The organism is Marinobacter sp. M1C, assembly GCF_023314135.1.
GTDB lineage: Bacteria > Pseudomonadota > Gammaproteobacteria > Pseudomonadales > Oleiphilaceae > Marinobacter.
In genome coordinates this window covers 2,874,755-2,890,187 of sequence record NZ_CP092289.1, presented here as the reverse complement: position 1 = coordinate 2,890,187, position 15,433 = coordinate 2,874,755, and the positions used below count along the sequence as shown (strand labels likewise).

Genomic DNA, 15,433 nt, shown 5'->3' with positions numbered 1-15,433 from the left:
CAATGGAAAACCTGAAGCAGCTGGTTCAGGACGGGTTAGCGGCGGTTGCAAGCGCCGACAACCTGCAGGCGCTTGATCACATTCGTGTGGAATACCTCGGCAAAAAAGGCGTAATTACCCAACAGGCCAAAACACTGGGCAAACTCTCTAGCGATGAACGTCCCGCTGCAGGCCAGAAAATCAACGACGCCAAAGGCCAGGTAGAGCAGGCCATCAACGCCCGCCGCAGTGACCTTGAACGCATCGCTATTGAAGTCAAACTGGCCAGCGAATCCATTGACGTGACCTTACCAGGCCGCGGCCAGGAACTGGGTGGCTTACATCCAGTTACCCGCACCTTGCAGCGTATTGAAGACTTTTTTGCCAGCGCCGGCTACAGCGTGGAACAGGGCCCGGAAATCGAAGACGACTACCACAACTTCGAAGCCCTCAACATTCCCGGCCACCACCCGGCCCGTGCCATGCACGACACCTTCTATTTCGATCCCGGCACACTGCTGCGCACCCACACCTCACCGGTTCAGATTCGCACCATGGAAGCCGGCAAACCGCCGTTCCGCATGATCTGCCCCGGCCGCGTGTACCGCTGCGATTCCGACATGACCCACACCCCCATGTTTCACCAGGTGGAAGGGCTGTTGATCGAAAAGAACGTCAGCTTCGCCGACCTGAAAAGCACCGTGGAAGAGTTTTTGCGAGTGTTCTTCGAACGGGATCTGAAAGTACGCTTTCGCCCGTCTTACTTTCCGTTTACCGAACCCTCGGCGGAAGTAGACATCGAGTGGGGCCGTGAAGCCGATGGCAGCATCAAGTGGCTGGAGGTTATGGGCTGCGGCATGGTGCACCCGAAAGTGTTCGAGCACTGCGGCATAGACGCCGAAGAATACCGTGGTTTTGCCTTTGGCATGGGCGTAGAACGCCTGGCCATGCTGCGCTACGGCGTCAACGACCTGCGCATGTTCTTCGAGAACGATCTGCGCTTTCTGCGCCAGTTCCGTTAAGTTCTTTGAACCGCAACAGATTAAGGTAATGACCATGAAATTCAGTGAACAGTGGCTGCGCGAATGGGTTAACCCGGCTCTGGACTCCCAGCAGTTGATGGACCAAATTACCATGGCTGGCCTGGAAGTCGACGGCTTTGAGCCCGTAGCGGGCAAATTTACCGGCATAATCGTTGGCGAAGTGCTCAGCGTAGAAGCCCACCCCGATGCGGACAAGCTGCGAGTGTGCCAGGTCAGCAACGGCAGCACCCAGGTGCAAGTGGTCTGCGGCGCCCCCAACGTGCGCGCCGGCATCAAAGTCCCCTTCGCCGAACTGGGCGCCGTATTGCCCGGCGATTTCAAAATCAAACAAGCCAAACTCCGCGGTCAGCCCTCTGTCGGCATGCTGTGTTCGGGCGCTGAGCTGGGCCTGTCTGAAGACCACGATGGCATCCTGGAGTTGCCGGTCGACGCCCCCGTGGGCCAGTCGTTCGCCGACTACCTGCAACTAAACGACATTGCTATCGATGTGGATTTAACCCCAAACCGCGCCGACTGCCTCTCCATCAAGGGCCTGGCTCGTGAGGTGGGCGTGCTTAACAGCCTGCCGCTGAACGCGCCTGCTATTCACAAGGTAGCCGCCACCCACAGCGAAGTGCCCAATGTACGCGTAGAAGCCCCCGCCGGCTGCCCGCGCTACCTGGGCCGCATACTGCGCAACGTCGACCTTTCTGCGAAAAGCCCGCTATGGATGCAGGAAAAACTGCGTCGCTCTGGCGTTCGCTCTATAGACGCCGCGGTAGACGTCACCAATTACATTCTGCTGGAGCAAGGCCAGCCCATGCACGCCTTTGACCGCGCCGAAATCGACGGCGGCATAGTGGTGCGCATGGCCAAGCCCGAAGAAAAGCTCGTATTGCTGGACGGCCAGGAAGTTACCCTCACCGAACAAACCCTGGTAATAGCAGACCACAGCAAACCCATCGCCATTGCCGGCGTAATGGGTGGCGAACACTCCGGTGTTAGTCCAAAAACCCGCGACTTAGTGCTGGAATCTGCCTATTTCGACCCGATTACCCTAGCCGGAAAAGCCCGCCATTACGGCTTGCACACAGATGCCAGCCACCGTTTTGAGCGCGGCGTAGACTACAACCTGGCCCGCGACGCCATGGAACGCGCCACCGAACTGCTGGTCAGCATTGTCGGCGGCGAACCCGGCGAAATTGTCGACGTCACCAGCGCCGAGCATCTGCCAAAGCCGATCTCCATCGTGCTCCGTGAAAAGCGCTTGGCCGACGTGTTAGGCCTGGCCATCGAAAACGCCAAAGTGGAAGACATCCTCACCCGCTTGGGCCTGGCGGTAGAAGAGCGGTTAAATAGCGGCTGGAAAGTCAGCGCGCCCAGCTTCCGCCCAGACATCACCATCGAAGAAGACCTGATTGAAGAAGTAGGGCGCATCTACGGCTACAACAACCTGCCGGTCACCGAACCCATCGGTTCTCTGGGCCTGCGTCCCAAGGCCGAAGACACCCGCCCGCTGAGCGCCATCCGCAACTATTTTGTTGCCAACGGTTATCAGGAGGCCATTACCTATAGCTTCGTGGACCCGAAGGTACAGGAATTGCTGGATCCGCAGAACGAAGGCATTGCTCTGGCCAATCCGATCTCCGCAGACCTGTCAGTTATGCGCACCACCCTTTGGAGCGGCCTGCTGAAAACCGTGGTCCACAACCAGAATCGCCAGCAGCCGCGCATTCGCCTGTTTGAAAGCGGCCTTCGCTTTGTGAAAGATGGCGAACGCATTCTGCAGCAGCCCATGCTGGCAGGCGTCGTCACCGGCAACCAAAACCCCGAAAACTGGGTGAACGGTCGCAGAAACGCCGACTTCTTTGATGCAAAAGGAGAGTTGGAAAGCCTGTTCCGCTTGCTGGGCGTTACCATAGAGTTCCGCACCGGAAAGCACTCCGCGTTGCACCCTGGCCAGACCGCGGAATTGCTGCGCGAAGGGCAGCCGGTAGGGTGGTTGGGCACCTTGCACCCGCAGGTGCAGAAAAATATGGAACTTAATGGCACAGTTATAATGTTTGAGCTATTCTTAAACCCAATCGTTACCGGTTATGTGCCTAATTTCAAAGATGTTTCAAAATTTCCAGAAGTTCGTCGAGATTTGGCTATTATTATCGGAAGCGACGTGAAATTTGCGGACGTCGATCGTGTGGCAACACACCACGCCGGCGAGCACCTAAACGCACTGCGTGCGTTCGATGTATACCAAGGCGAAAGCCTCGGTAAAGGTGAAAGCGAAGGTAATCGTAGCTTGGCACTCAGCTTGTTCTGGCAGCACCCGCAGCGCACACTGACCGAAGACGAAGTGCACGGGCTGTTCAACGGCGTAATAGAAGCCCTGAAAACTGAACTGGGGGCAACACTAAGGAGTTAACGGATGGCGGCTTTGACAAAAGCGGAAATGGCCGAGCGCCTGTACGACGAACTTGGCCTGAACAAACGTGAAGCCAAGGAAATGGTAGAGGCCTTTTTCGACGAAGTTCGCGGCGCACTCAGCCACAACGAACAGGTAAAGTTGTCAGGATTCGGCAATTTCGACCTGCGCGACAAAAAAGAGCGCCCCGGCCGCAATCCAAAAACCGGTGAAGAAATCCCCATCTGCGCCCGCCGCGTGGTCACCTTCCGCCCCGGCCAGAAACTCAAAGCAAAAGTAGAAGCCTACGTCGAAACTAAGCAATAAACAGACGGGGACAGATTTAAAATCTGTCCCCGCTCAAGACAAGACATGGGATGGGGACAGACTTCAAGTCTGTCCCCGCTTTAGAGATTAGGGCCAGACTCCAAGCCTGTCCCTGGTACAGCCAGATCGAAACCGAGCAGCAAATATGTTGGAACCCAGCAATAACAACGAACTGCCGGTCATCCCGGGCAAACGCTATTTTACCATCGGTGAAGTAGCAGAACTGTGCGCCGTAAAAGCCCACGTACTGCGCTACTGGGAACAGGAATTCCCCCATCTCTCCCCGGTAAAGCGCCGCGGCAACCGCCGCTACTATCAGCGCGCCGACGTCATCACCATCCGCCAGATCCGCAGCTTATTGTACGACCAGGGCTACACCATCGGCGGCGCCAAACAGCAGCTGTCCGGCGTGGAAGCGAAAGACGACATCTCCCAGTATAAGCAGTTAATACGGCAAATGATTCGTGAGCTGGAAGAGGTTCTGGCTGTTATGTAGTCGATAAAATCAGCTACTTCACAATAGATCACAAACTTCCGCAGTATGCCCCGTCAATCAGATCCTCTGCCAAGTGCGTCTACTTGTAAGCTCGCCCCAAGAGAAACAAGAAAGCTAAATGAGCACTCTAGAAACCACTCTTGCAAAGCTCCGAAATAAAGAAGCGGTCATTGGTATAGCTGGCCTCCGTGGCAAAACTCTCGTTCTTTTATCTTTCCGCAGCAAAAAATCATCCTCATTGGTGATAGCAGAAAGCGCAGAGCGAGCACCAGAATCCATGGTCAACCAAGCCAAGAAAGCCTATGCTTGAACGAATAAGCTGGGCCGTCACTAACCAGAGGGCTCTCGTACACCAAAGCAGGCAACCATGCTATGAGATTGAATGCCATAGAAATCCGGGTAATCAAAGCATCGGTGAAATCCGTTTTTGGGTCTGAAGCTGAGGTTTCACTGTTCGGCTCACGTGCTGATGACACCGCCAGAGGTGGCGATATCGACTTACTGGTTAAGGTTGAAAGCTTGGTAGAACACCCGGCTTGGGATGTCGCAAGGCTACAGGCAAAAATCATCAAACAGCTGGGTGAAAGGAAAATAGACGTACTTCTGGATGCACCTAACATGCCGGATGCTGCAATCCACCAGATTGCCCGGGCGCAAGGAATTGCGTTGTGAAAGCATCACCGGAAATTCAGGAAAGGCTCAAATTTCTGAGCCGTGTTGTGATCAAGGAAATCAAACACCTCGAATATGCAGCAAGCCAGGTTTTCGGCGGGTCTTTAACCTATGAAGCTGTTGAGGCCCTCGACTCAACTCCAGACTTGGCCATGAAGGTAGAGGCGTTTACGAGCCGCTTCTGCCGCCTGCAAGATACTCTGGGGGATAAGCTGTTACCGGTCTTGTTAAAGGCCTTGGGAGAGCCGGACCGGGCCCTTCTTATCAATCTTGAGAAAGCTGAGAAGTACGGCTGGCTAGAGTCCTCAGAGCAGTGGATAGCGCTAAGGCAGATACGAAACCAGATGATTCATGAGTACATTGAAAACGCACAGACACTATTCGATGCTCTAACCACCGCACATGACAATAGGGATACTCTGGAACAGTTCGCCGCCAGACTGGATAAGCAGGTTCTGGAATTAGTGGCGGCAAATCACTAAACACCAAGTGCTTAAAGACCTTTTAGCCACGGACGCTCACAGACACTCACGGACGAAGGAAAAAGAACAGATATGCTCAGGGAGGAAGAGCTTAGTTATCGGATTCGCAGTGCCGTCTTCGAAGTGAGCAGAGTGCTCGGGGCGGAATTTCTAGAAAAGGACTAGGGGACAGACTTCAAGTCCGTCCCCGCTTGAAGTCTGTCCCTGGTACAGCCAGATCGAAACCCAACAACAACGACCTACCTGCCATCCCCGGCAAACGCTATTTCACAATCGGCGAAGTAGCCGAACTGTGCGCCGTAAAAGCCCACGTCCTACGCTACTGGGAACAAGAATTCCCCATCTCTCCCGTCAATCAGATCCTCTGCCACCAGGCGCAGCTGCTTGTAAGCTCGCCCCATTCACGGGAAGAACAAGACAGGTGCCCGGACGAAATCGCATTTCAGGTAACCAGAGAAACAAGAAATCTAACTGCTAACCCGCTGCCGCATGGCTCTGCAATTCAGAAATCACCTGCTATTTACCCTCATGTCCCGAATTAATGTTGTATTTTTGGGTCACTATTCTGCTAAATAGTCTTTTATGCCCTATAATTGGTACGTTATTCAAAGATATTGTTTATACGTCGGCTTCGGAGTGCAATCAATGTATCATTACTGATACTTTCAGCCCATAAAACCTATTTAGTGAGTTAATTTTGTAACATTATGAGCCAAATTAAGCGCAGCATGTCAGACTTGGCCATCCTCGATGAGCTGGGTCGGCGCCTCAAGCAAGCCCGACTGGAGCAAAACATCACCCAGCAGCAGATCGCAGAGGGCATGGGTGTCAGCCGAGCAACGTACATCCGGCTTGAGGATGGTAACGGGAAACTTGAAGTCCTGGTTGCTGCCCTGCGTGTTCTCGGAAAGCTCCCGGCGTTGGATGCCTTCTTGCCAGATGAGCCTTATTCACCGATTGCGGCATTAAAGAGTGCTGGCCATATTCGCCAGCGTGCACGCCCCGGTAATAAGCCCGTTGAACAGGACAAAGGAGACCTGGGCTGGTGAGCACCGTTACGGAAGTTATCCTATGGGGGAAGAGTGTCGGTGCCCTGCTGTATGACACAGAAACCGGTCTGTCGACGTTCGAATACGATAAGGGTTGGTTGAAGCAGGACGTTTCAATTTCCCCGCTCCACCTACCTCCTCGGGCTGGGAGGTTCAATTTCCCCTCATTGCCACAGGAAACGTTCTTTGGACTGCCGGGCGTGTTTGCCGACACTTTGCCAGATGACTTTGGCAATGCCGTTATCAACGCTTGGCTGGCTCGCCAGGGAATCCCAAAAAGCTCATTCAGCCCGGTTGACCGCCTCCTATACACCGGCAACCGTGGCATGGGTGCGCTGGAGTACAAGCCAGACGGCCGGAACACTCAGACTCAGGTATCAGGAGATATCAAGGTCGATACACTGGTCGAGTTGGCTCAGTCCGTGTTGGACCAAAGAGCTGGCCTGGATGTGGCCATATCAGAGGGTGATGAGAACAATGATGCGATGAGTGCCATTTTCCAGGTGGGCACATCGGCGGGTGGGGCTCGTCCCAAGGCCGTTATTGCCGTGAACCGTGATCGTTCTCGGGTAGTTTCCGGCCAGACTCCCATACCCAAAGGATTCACTCACTACCTCATTAAATTCGATGGGGTCAAAGAGCGATCATCCACCAGCGAGGTCTTTGGTGACCCGCAGGGGTATGGCCGGATGGAATATGCCTACTACCTGATGGCCAAGGACGCAGGCATCAATATGGCACCGTCTGAACTGTTGATAGAAGGGGAGCGAGCCCATTTTATGACCCAGCGTTTCGACCGGGACGGTGACCGCAAGCGCCACTACCAGTCCCTATGCGCGATGGACCATGCGGACTTCCGGAAACCTGGGCAGTACAGCTATGAAGAACTGATGACCATTGCCCGAACACTCGGGTTGCCACGGGTAGACGCAATCGAGATTTTCAGGCGTATGGTCTTCAACGTCATTGCCCGGAACCAGGACGACCACACCAAGAACTTTGGCTTTCTGTTGGATCATTCAACGGCCGGTTGGCGTTTGGCACCGGCGTTTGATATCGCCTACAGCTACAAACCCGGTTCATACTGGGTGGACACCCATCAGATGACCATCAACGGTAAACGGGATAAGTTCACTCGCGGGGATATTCTCGCAGTCGCAACCCAAATTCCCCGTTTCGAGTCAAATGCCCGGGCCATTATTGACCAGGTAACTGAGGTGGTGAACCAATGGCAGGATTATGCTCGCCGAGCGGATGTCCATTCGGAGCTGTCACAGGAGATTTACTCCAACCTCCGGTTGTCCTTGTAAGCAGGTTCAGGAAGAAGTGCCGGTTTCAGAGTGGGGTCAGACCCCAACTCAGCGAAACCGGGCCATACGCTCCTGAAACTCCTCCGACCCCAGCGCCTTCCCGGAAATCGCCGCATGGTGAATCTGATCGGCCATGCCCTCCGGCGCGGGGCTGGCGACAAACGACCGGTAACTCACGAAGCGCTTGTCGGGATCCGGCTGAAAATTCAGGTAACACTCGTGCGGTGTGTGCAGTTTGGAGCGCATGCCATAAGCGTGGCAGTTGTAACTGGACCATTGATAGTCGCCGGCATAAGCCACCAGCCCTGCCTTCACCGGATTAAGCTCGATATAGCGCTGGCACTGCAGAAAATACTGCTCGGTATCCACCAGGCAAGATTTGAATCGACCGTCCCACAGAGTCCCAGAGCGACCATGTTTGTGATTGTAATACTGGGCATAGTTCTGGCCCACGGCCTTCATGAGGTCAGAGAGTGCGGTGTCAGAGTTCGGCGTGACCAGTAGATGCGTGTGATTGGTCATCAGCACCCAGGCGTGAACATCTACCTCGAACTTGTGCTGGTAGCGCGAAAGATACATGGCGTAAGTGGCGCGATCGGCCAAATCCTGAAAACAAATCTGCCGGTTATTGCCCCGCTGAATCACATGCTGGGGCATCCCGGTCGGACAAATCCGTAGTCGGCGGGGCATTTCACATTCCTTGTGAAGTTATTTTTAGTTCTGGTAATCTGCCTGAGCTGACCAAAAAATTCAAGTTGGGGTCAGACCCCAAGACATTAAGCTGTCGTGCTCGGCCAACAATTTGAAAGTGGGTTATAAGGCAGCCATAATAGCTTTAAATGGTTTATTAGTGACTCAAATGGCAAAAACCCCTGCTCGTACACATTCCCGGTACAATCGTGCGGCCTTGCAGCTTTTGGCGGGTATGATTCGTTCAGAGCGGCTGAAGCAAAGGCTCACCACGCAGGAAGTGGCCGGCCGAGCCGGAATTTCTCGCAGTATGCTGCAACGGGTAGAGAAGACAGATCCCGCCTGTGCGATTGGTTCAGTGTTCGAAGTTGCTACGGTTCTTTCAGTCCCCCTGTTTGAACAAGACGTTCAAGCGCTCGACAAAGCCCTGGCAGCCACACAACAAACTCTGGCATTGCTGCCAAAATCGGCTCATAAACCACGGAAGGAAGTAGACGATGATTTCTGAGGGAGGTCGGGAAGCGTTCGTTTGGGTCTGGCTTCCGGGGCTGCCCCGTGGGATCTAACTTATACAACTCAAGCGCCCAGAATCCCACTGTTCTGCTGATACGTTTGGTCGAGCTGCTGCTGTATTAACCGGGTGGTCTCGGCGCCCACCCCAAGCTCTGTTGCCACCGCTGAAAACCCGGCCAGAGCATCCACCACGTGCTGTACTTCCCGGCGAGCCTGCGGCCAATTGGCATAACCCGCTTCAGCGGCCAGTTTCTGCAGCGCCTTCAACGGCGGTTTTTTACTAAAACCTCCATAAGCCGTACTGTGCTCACCAAAACGGCCGGGGCTGAAGGTTACATCGTAAAACGGCGCGGGCTGCCAGTCGCCATCATCACTTTGCAGAAAAGCCCAGTTTTTGCTGTGATCATCCTGATTCAAGGCAAACAGATTAAACACCGCCCGCAAGAACTGTAACTGTGCAGCCTTAGCGCCACGACACAACTGGCCGCTGGCTTTGATTAAATCCTCATAATCCAGACTGGGCGCGCGGAAATCAGCATCCAGCAAGCCACAGGCGCTGTGCAAATGCACGCAGCCCGGCACATCATCGGCGCGCCATACCCGGTCAAACCGCTCAACCGCAAGCCAGGCCCTGGCACCGGATTCACCCGGGGCGGCAAGCAACTGCCAACGGGGAGGCTGCAAACCCGCTCGCTCTGCCAGCGACAAGTAAACCGCCTCACACAATCCTTCTTCGTGCCTCAGGGGCAAGTTGGCCGAGGTAAACTTCACCAGCCAGGCTTCATCGCCTGCCTTTGCGCGGGTCCGACAAACGCCATAATCTCCTGCTGAAAAATACAGCTGAGCCTTTGGCCGGGCGCCTGCCGAGCTGCCTGCCGTGACCAGATCTGCCAACACATCGGTGGTTTTCCCATCAAACACGGATTGCGCGTGGAGCCCCAACTCAGCCATGTTGACCGGCTTATCATCTATCGCAGGCGCAAAATCCGCCACCGGCGTATAACTCAGCGCGCCACTGCCACTGGAACCCACAAACGCCAGCCGGTCCATCTGTGTTACCTGCGCCGGCAAAACGCCCTGTTGGCGAAACACCCGGTTCATGAGCAACAATCCCCAGCCATCAGGCAGGGAATCGGCAAATACCCCGGGCAAGCCACCATGGGGCTCTCGTGGTGCCTGCTGCACAGTCGCATTCCACTTCAAGGTAAAAGGCGAAAGCGGGCTGAATTGCGCCAGATAGTCCGCATCATACTGAAAAAACACACCTTGTCGGTTCTGCGCCAGCCCACCAACCCGGGCTTGCTGCCCATCACTGAACGTACGCCAGACTGTCAGCTTGCGAACAGGCGTAAAGTTCACTGGGCAAGCACCTCATCCAGGGTGCGCGGAAGCGGCTTTTGTTCAGGGCCCTGAGTCAGGCTTTGAACACGCTGAAGATCGTCTACACATTGCCACAACAACAAAAACTGCCGCAGTGAGATCTGCCCCGTGGTTTCAAATTTCTTGATCGTAGGCGCTGGCACCGTGCTGCGCTCAGCCAACGCCGCCCGCGACCACTTCAGCGCCTTCCGGCGCTGCTGCACGTAGCCCGCCAATGCGGCCTGAACATCTCGCCCTGATACAAGACTAACCATTAGACACCTCCATATCCATTACATGGACAATAATAGCAAAATAGATACAATAATATCCATAATTAGGTTCTAACAGTTTCCCTGCCCCCTCATCCTTTTCTGCGACCGTCACCTCCGCGCTTTCGTTCGAAGAACTATCCGTGGAACGACCAAACCAACGGGATTAACCCGATCGCCACAGACCCCACCAGCAAACTCAGCGGCAGACCAATACGAATATAGTCAGTAAACTTATAGCGCCCTGGACCATAGACCATCAGATTGGTCTGGTAACCAAGGGGCGTGATAAAAGACGCCGATGCCGCAAACATGACGGCTATCGCATAGGGCAGGAAATTCACCCCCAGTTGTTCTGAAAGCGCCAGGGCGATGGGAAACATCAAAACAGCAGCGGCGTTATTTGTAATTACCTCGGTGAATACCGCCGTCAGAATGTAAATCAAGGCCAAGGCAATCCAGGGCGTCAACTCGCCGAAACCCAGCAAGCCACCCGCTACCCACACAGCAGCCCCGGTTTCAGTCATGGCGTTGCCCAAGGCAAACGAAGCAGCAATCACCACCAGAACCGGCAAATCCACACTGCGCCTTGCCCTGCTCGCCGTGATGCAACCAAACATAATCATCGCCCCGGCGGCCAGGAACGCCGCTTCCATGATCTGAAGCATCCCGGTTGCGCTTACCAACACCATCGCCAGCAAAATACCCATCGCCAGCGGTGCCTTACGAAAATCCGGCGGAGTGGAGTCGTTCAGGGCGCTGACCAGCAGAAAATCCCGCCGAAAACGGTACTGCTCAACAAACTGGTGGCTGGCTTCCAGTAACAGGGTATCCCCCATTTTAAAGGTAATATCCCCCAGTTTACCGGGTACCCGCTTACCTCCACGGGATAACGAAAGGATCACGGCATTGAAACGGGTGCGGAAGCGGCTGTCGCGAACGGTTTTGCCCAGCGCGGGAAACTCCTGCCCGAGCACCACTTCCACAAGGCAACGCTGATGATTTTCCAGATCCAGTTTGTGAACACTGCCGTAAACCGGTTTGAGGCCCCGGATTCGGCGTAATTCACTGGCACATTCCGGTGCACCCACAAAATAGAGTTTGTCGCCCGATTGCAGGGTTCGGTCTGGCTCCACAGCTGTAATCAGGCGGCCGCCACGGTCAATTTCCGTGAGGTAGCCGTAGCTCAAAGCACGTAAACCCGCTTCCGCAATGGTGCGACCAATCAACGGGCCGGGGCTCATCACCTCTACTTCCACACCGTATTCACGAACCTGGTCCAGCTCTTCTTTTAAACCCCCGCGGTCTGGTAACAGCCGGGACGCAAAAAAAACCAGAAAAGCCCCGCCAATCAGCAGTAAAGGAATACCAACCCAAGCCAGTTCAAACAACCCAAGGCTGATGTTCATCCGAGCCTGGAGCATGCCGTCCACCACCAGGTTAGTGCTGGTGCCAATCAGGGTGCAGGTACCACCCAGAATGGCGGCGTAACTCAAGGGCAACAACAGCTTGGAAGCGGGAATACCAAGCCGTTGAGCCCATTCCTGAATGGCCGGTATAAACATGGCAACCACTGCGGTGTTGTTCATAAAACCGCTAAGAATGCTGGTGGGCGCAATCATTCGCAGCTGGGCACCCTTTTCAGTTTTGGGATGGCCCAACAAACGTTGCGCTATCCATTGCACGGCCCCCGTTTCCTTCAACCCGGCGGCTACTACATACAGCGTAGCAATGGTGATAACACCAGGATTACCAAAGCCTGCCAACGCATCAACAGGGCCCAGAATGCCGGTGATCAACAGGAACGCAAGCGCCGCCATTAGAACCAGATCGGCGGAAACGCGGGTAAAAGAAAGCGTTGATAACACCGAAAACAGTGTTATCAACGTCACTATGCCTTGCCACTCCATGGAATTAATCCCTACGAATAATCAGTTCCCGCTCAAGCAGGTAAGCAATGAGGGTCTCAACGCACACCTCTACCGACATGCTCGACGTGTCGAGCCGAACTTCCGGACGGGAGGGAACCTCATAGGGAGAATCGATGCCGGTGAAGCGCTTAATCTGACCAGACCGAGCCTTTTGATAAAGCCCCTTCGGGTCGCGCTCTTCACAGGTAGCCAGCGGCGTATCTATGAACACTTCAATGAATTCGCCCGCCGGAAACAACTTCCGTACCAGACGTCGGTCGCCGGTGAACGGCGAAATGAAGGCGCTCATGACCATCAAACCAGCGTCAGCAAACAGTTTGCAAATCTCGCCCACGCGGCGGATATTCTCTTCCCGGTCATCGTCCGAAAACCCCAGATCCTTACACAAACCGTGGCGAACGTTGTCGCCGTCCAGCACAAACGTGTGGTAGCCACGTTTGTGCAAGGCGACGTCCAGTGCGTTGGCAACCGTCGATTTGCCGGAACCGCTCAGGCCGGTAAACCAAAGCAGGCAGGGTTTCTGGTTTTTGTTAATAGAACGCTCAGCGCGAGTGATTTTGTGATCGTGCCAGATAATATTATCAGCCAAAATCCTTCTCCTTATTAAACTGGCTCACAGCCCCATTCCGGATAGTTTTCCCGAATAAACCGGTTCAGATTGCGCTCCGCTTTGGTGTATTCCCGCGCGGACACCCCACCAGAGCCATCAAGCGCCCGCGCCACCATGCCAGCCGCCACCGTCACATTGGTTAACTTGTCGATCAGAATAAAACTGCCGGTACCCGGGTGGTGCTGGTAATCCTCAACAACCACCGGCTCGGAAAGCTCCACATCGCACAGGCCAATGGCATTCAGGCCAAGGCCGCCCTGTGCGTCTGGATTGCGCTCCAGCGTATTCACATCAATCTCTTCAAGAACCTCGTTGACGTAACAGTTCGTCATCCGGGTTCCAATCTTGATGCCGTACTCACGGCCAGGCGTAAGGGCTTGCTCACTCATCCACACCAGATGGGCCGCAAAGCGATGACCCATCGCCGGCTGGTTGTTGGCATGCACCAGAAGATCGCCGCGGGACACATCTACTTCGTCTTCCAGGGTCAGCGTAACCGCATCTCCTGGCCAGGCTCGCTCCATCTCGCCTTCGTAACTGTGAATACCCTTTACCCGAGTGGTTTTACCCGAAGGCAGCACTGCCACTTCATCGCCCTTGTGTACGACACCGCTGGCAAGAGTGCCGCAATAGCCGCGGAAGTCGGGGTTCGGGCGGTTCACAAACTGCACCGGGAAGCGCAAATCGGTGACGTTCTGGTCGTCCCGCAGTTCCACCTGCTCCAGAATGCTCATCAAGGTTTCGCCGTGGTACCAAGGCGTGCTTTCGCTGCGGTTGACCACGTTATCGCCGTTCAGGGCAGAGATGGGCACGTAATACAGGTCTTCCAGCCCGAGCTGCGCTGCCAGCTGCTGGTATTGCTCACGGATATTGTTGAATATCTCTTCAGAGAAATCCACCAGATCCATCTTGTTAATGGCCACCACAATGTGCTTCAGGCCCAGCAGGCTGACAATAAAGCTGTGCCGGCGGGATTGCGTGAGCACCCCTTTGCGGGCATCAATCATCATTACGGCCAGATCACAGGTCGAAGCACCCGTGGCCATATTGCGAGTGTACTGCTCGTGGCCCGGGCAGTCAGCGATGATGAACTTGCGCTTGTCGGTGGAGAAATATCGATAAGCCACATCAATGGTAATGCCTTGCTCTCGCTCAGACGCCAGGCCGTCCACCAACAACGCCAGATCCAACGATTCACCGGCGTTGCCCTGGCGCTCGTTGTCTTTGTGCAAAGACACCAAGTGATCTTCAAAAATCAGCTTGGAGTCGAACAGTAAGCGGCCAATCAATGTAGATTTGCCATCATCAACACTGCCGCAGGTCAAAAACCGCAGCAGGTCTTTGTTTTCGTGCTGGTCCAGGTACGCGAGGATGTCTTTTTCAATCAAAACCGTTGCGTGTGACATTAGAAATACCCCTCACGTTTTTTCTGTTCCATAGAGGCCGCGCCGTCGTGGTCAATCACTCGGCCCTGGCGCTCGGAAGTCTTGGTGAGCAGCATTTCCTGAATAATCTCCGGCAGCGTGGTCGCGGTTGATTCCACCGCGCCGGTCAGCGGGTAGCAACCCAGCGTGCGGAACCGCACCATCTTCATTTCTGGCGTCTCGCCTGGCGCCAATGGCATGCGGTCGTCGTCAACCATAATCAGAGTGCCGTCGCGCTCCACCACCGGGCGTTTCGCGGCGTAATACAGCGGCACAATGTCGATGTTTTCCAGATAGATGTATTGCCAGATATCCAACTCCGTCCAGTTAGACAACGGAAACACCCGAATACTCTCTCCCTTGTTCACCTTGCCGTTGTACAGATTCCACAACTCCGGGCGCTGGTTTTTCGGATCCCAGCGGTGGAATTTGTCGCGGAAGGAATACACCCGCTCCTTGGCGCGGGACTTCTCTTCATCCCGGCGGGCACCGCCAAACGCGGCATCAAAGCCGTACTGGTTCAGTGCCTGCTTCAGAGCCTGGGTTTTCATCACATCGGTGTGCTTGGTACTGCCGTGAGTGAACGGGCCAATGCCTTGGGCCACGCCTTCCTGATTGGTGTGCACCAGCAACTTCATGCCCACTTTTTCCACCATCGTGTCCCGAAAGGTAATCATCTCCCGAAACTTCCAGGTGGTGTCCACATGCATCAGCGGAAACGGCGGCTTGCCGGGCGCAAAGGCTTTCAGGGCCAAATGCAACATCACCGCAGAATCCTTGCCGACGGAATAGAGCATCACCGGGTTATCAAACTCAGCCGCCACCTCGCGGATGATGTAAATCGATTCCGCCTCAAGCTGCCTGAGATGGGTTTTCTTAGGGGGAGTTAGCGTCATGTC

The 15,433-nt window shown here is 54.8% G+C and carries 17 protein-coding genes and 1 pseudogene; 11 read left to right on the top strand and 7 right to left on the bottom strand.

What is annotated here, in order from left to right:
- Nucleotides 1–2: 2 nt before the first annotated feature.
- From pheS to MIH19_RS13530, 10 genes and pseudogenes are all read left to right on the top strand, one after another.
- Nucleotides 3–1,001 (top strand): phenylalanine--tRNA ligase subunit alpha, encoded by a 999-nt coding sequence (pheS, locus tag MIH19_RS13575; RefSeq protein ID WP_249005381.1) that lies wholly within the window; start codon nt 3–5, stop codon nt 999–1,001.
- 34 nt (nt 1,002–1,035) lie between these two features.
- On the top strand, nt 1,036–3,420 hold the full coding sequence (pheT, locus tag MIH19_RS13570) for a phenylalanine--tRNA ligase subunit beta (RefSeq protein ID WP_249005380.1): 2,385 nt from the start codon (nt 1,036–1,038) through the stop codon (nt 3,418–3,420).
- A gap of 3 nt (nt 3,421–3,423) precedes the next feature.
- Nucleotides 3,424–3,726 (top strand): integration host factor subunit alpha, encoded by a 303-nt coding sequence (gene ihfA, locus MIH19_RS13565; RefSeq protein ID WP_249005379.1) that lies wholly within the window; start codon nt 3,424–3,426, stop codon nt 3,724–3,726.
- A 145-nt stretch (nt 3,727–3,871) separates the two neighbouring features.
- Nucleotides 3,872–4,222 carry a MerR family transcriptional regulator gene (locus MIH19_RS13560; RefSeq protein ID WP_249005378.1) on the top strand — a complete coding sequence of 117 codons (351 nt, stop codon included), beginning with the start codon at nt 3,872–3,874 and terminating at the stop codon, nt 4,220–4,222.
- A gap of 118 nt (nt 4,223–4,340) precedes the next feature.
- Complete coding sequence (locus MIH19_RS13555) at nt 4,341–4,532, top strand: hypothetical protein (protein WP_249005377.1); 192 nt, start codon at nt 4,341–4,343, stop codon at nt 4,530–4,532.
- A 62-nt stretch (nt 4,533–4,594) separates the two neighbouring features.
- Nucleotides 4,595–4,894, top strand: coding sequence for a nucleotidyltransferase domain-containing protein (locus tag MIH19_RS13550; protein WP_249005376.1), 300 nt, complete (start codon nt 4,595–4,597; stop codon nt 4,892–4,894).
- Complete coding sequence (locus tag MIH19_RS13545) at nt 4,891–5,376, top strand: hypothetical protein (RefSeq protein WP_249005375.1); 486 nt, start codon at nt 4,891–4,893, stop codon at nt 5,374–5,376. Before MIH19_RS13550 ends, MIH19_RS13545 begins: the two co-directional genes overlap by 4 nt.
- A 191-nt stretch (nt 5,377–5,567) precedes the next feature.
- Nucleotides 5,568–5,735: pseudogene (locus MIH19_RS13540) on the top strand (MerR family transcriptional regulator); the annotation flags it as partial.
- A 348-nt stretch (nt 5,736–6,083) separates the two neighbouring features.
- Nucleotides 6,084–6,425 carry a helix-turn-helix transcriptional regulator gene (locus MIH19_RS13535; protein ID WP_249005374.1) on the top strand — a complete coding sequence of 114 codons (342 nt, stop codon included), beginning with the start codon at nt 6,084–6,086 and terminating at the stop codon, nt 6,423–6,425.
- Nucleotides 6,422–7,735 carry a type II toxin-antitoxin system HipA family toxin gene (locus MIH19_RS13530; RefSeq protein WP_249005373.1) on the top strand — a complete coding sequence of 438 codons (1,314 nt, stop codon included), beginning with the start codon at nt 6,422–6,424 and terminating at the stop codon, nt 7,733–7,735. The genes MIH19_RS13535 and MIH19_RS13530 overlap by 4 nt, the downstream gene beginning before the upstream one ends.
- Before the next feature lie 48 nt (nt 7,736–7,783).
- Here MIH19_RS13530 and MIH19_RS13525 read toward each other — a convergent pair whose 3' ends face one another.
- Entirely contained in the window at nt 7,784–8,425 is a 642-nt protein-coding gene (locus MIH19_RS13525; RefSeq protein ID WP_249005372.1) for a transposase, read from the bottom strand.
- A 118-nt stretch (nt 8,426–8,543) separates the two neighbouring features.
- Between MIH19_RS13525 and MIH19_RS13520 the strand changes: the two genes are divergently transcribed.
- Entirely contained in the window at nt 8,544–8,933 is a 390-nt protein-coding gene (locus MIH19_RS13520) for a helix-turn-helix transcriptional regulator (RefSeq protein WP_249009006.1), read from the top strand.
- A gap of 68 nt (nt 8,934–9,001) precedes the next feature.
- Here the strand turns inward: MIH19_RS13520 and MIH19_RS13515 are convergent, their stop codons facing one another.
- The 6 genes from MIH19_RS13515 to cysD form a co-directional block, all read right to left on the bottom strand.
- Nucleotides 9,002–10,297: a type II toxin-antitoxin system HipA family toxin gene (locus tag MIH19_RS13515; protein WP_249005371.1), complete on the bottom strand. Its 1,296-nt coding sequence runs from the start codon at nt 10,295–10,297 to the stop codon at nt 9,002–9,004.
- Nucleotides 10,294–10,572 carry an XRE family transcriptional regulator gene (locus MIH19_RS13510; RefSeq protein ID WP_249005370.1) on the bottom strand — a complete coding sequence of 93 codons (279 nt, stop codon included), beginning with the start codon at nt 10,570–10,572 and terminating at the stop codon, nt 10,294–10,296. The genes MIH19_RS13515 and MIH19_RS13510 overlap by 4 nt, the downstream gene beginning before the upstream one ends.
- Nucleotides 10,573–10,706: 134 nt before the next feature.
- On the bottom strand, nt 10,707–12,479 hold the full coding sequence (locus tag MIH19_RS13505; protein ID WP_249005369.1) for an SLC13 family permease: 1,773 nt from the start codon (nt 12,477–12,479) through the stop codon (nt 10,707–10,709).
- 4 nt (nt 12,480–12,483) lie between these two features.
- A complete protein-coding gene (gene cysC, locus MIH19_RS13500; RefSeq protein ID WP_249005368.1) occupies nt 12,484–13,089 on the bottom strand; it encodes an adenylyl-sulfate kinase in 606 nt (201 codons plus the stop codon).
- Between the two features lie 14 nt (nt 13,090–13,103).
- Entirely contained in the window at nt 13,104–14,516 is a 1,413-nt protein-coding gene (cysN, locus tag MIH19_RS13495) for a sulfate adenylyltransferase subunit CysN (RefSeq protein ID WP_249005367.1), read from the bottom strand.
- Nucleotides 14,516–15,430 carry a sulfate adenylyltransferase subunit CysD gene (gene cysD, locus MIH19_RS13490; RefSeq protein WP_249005366.1) on the bottom strand — a complete coding sequence of 305 codons (915 nt, stop codon included), beginning with the start codon at nt 15,428–15,430 and terminating at the stop codon, nt 14,516–14,518. Before cysD ends, cysN begins: the two co-directional genes overlap by 1 nt.
- Nucleotides 15,431–15,433: the final 3 nt, after the last annotated feature.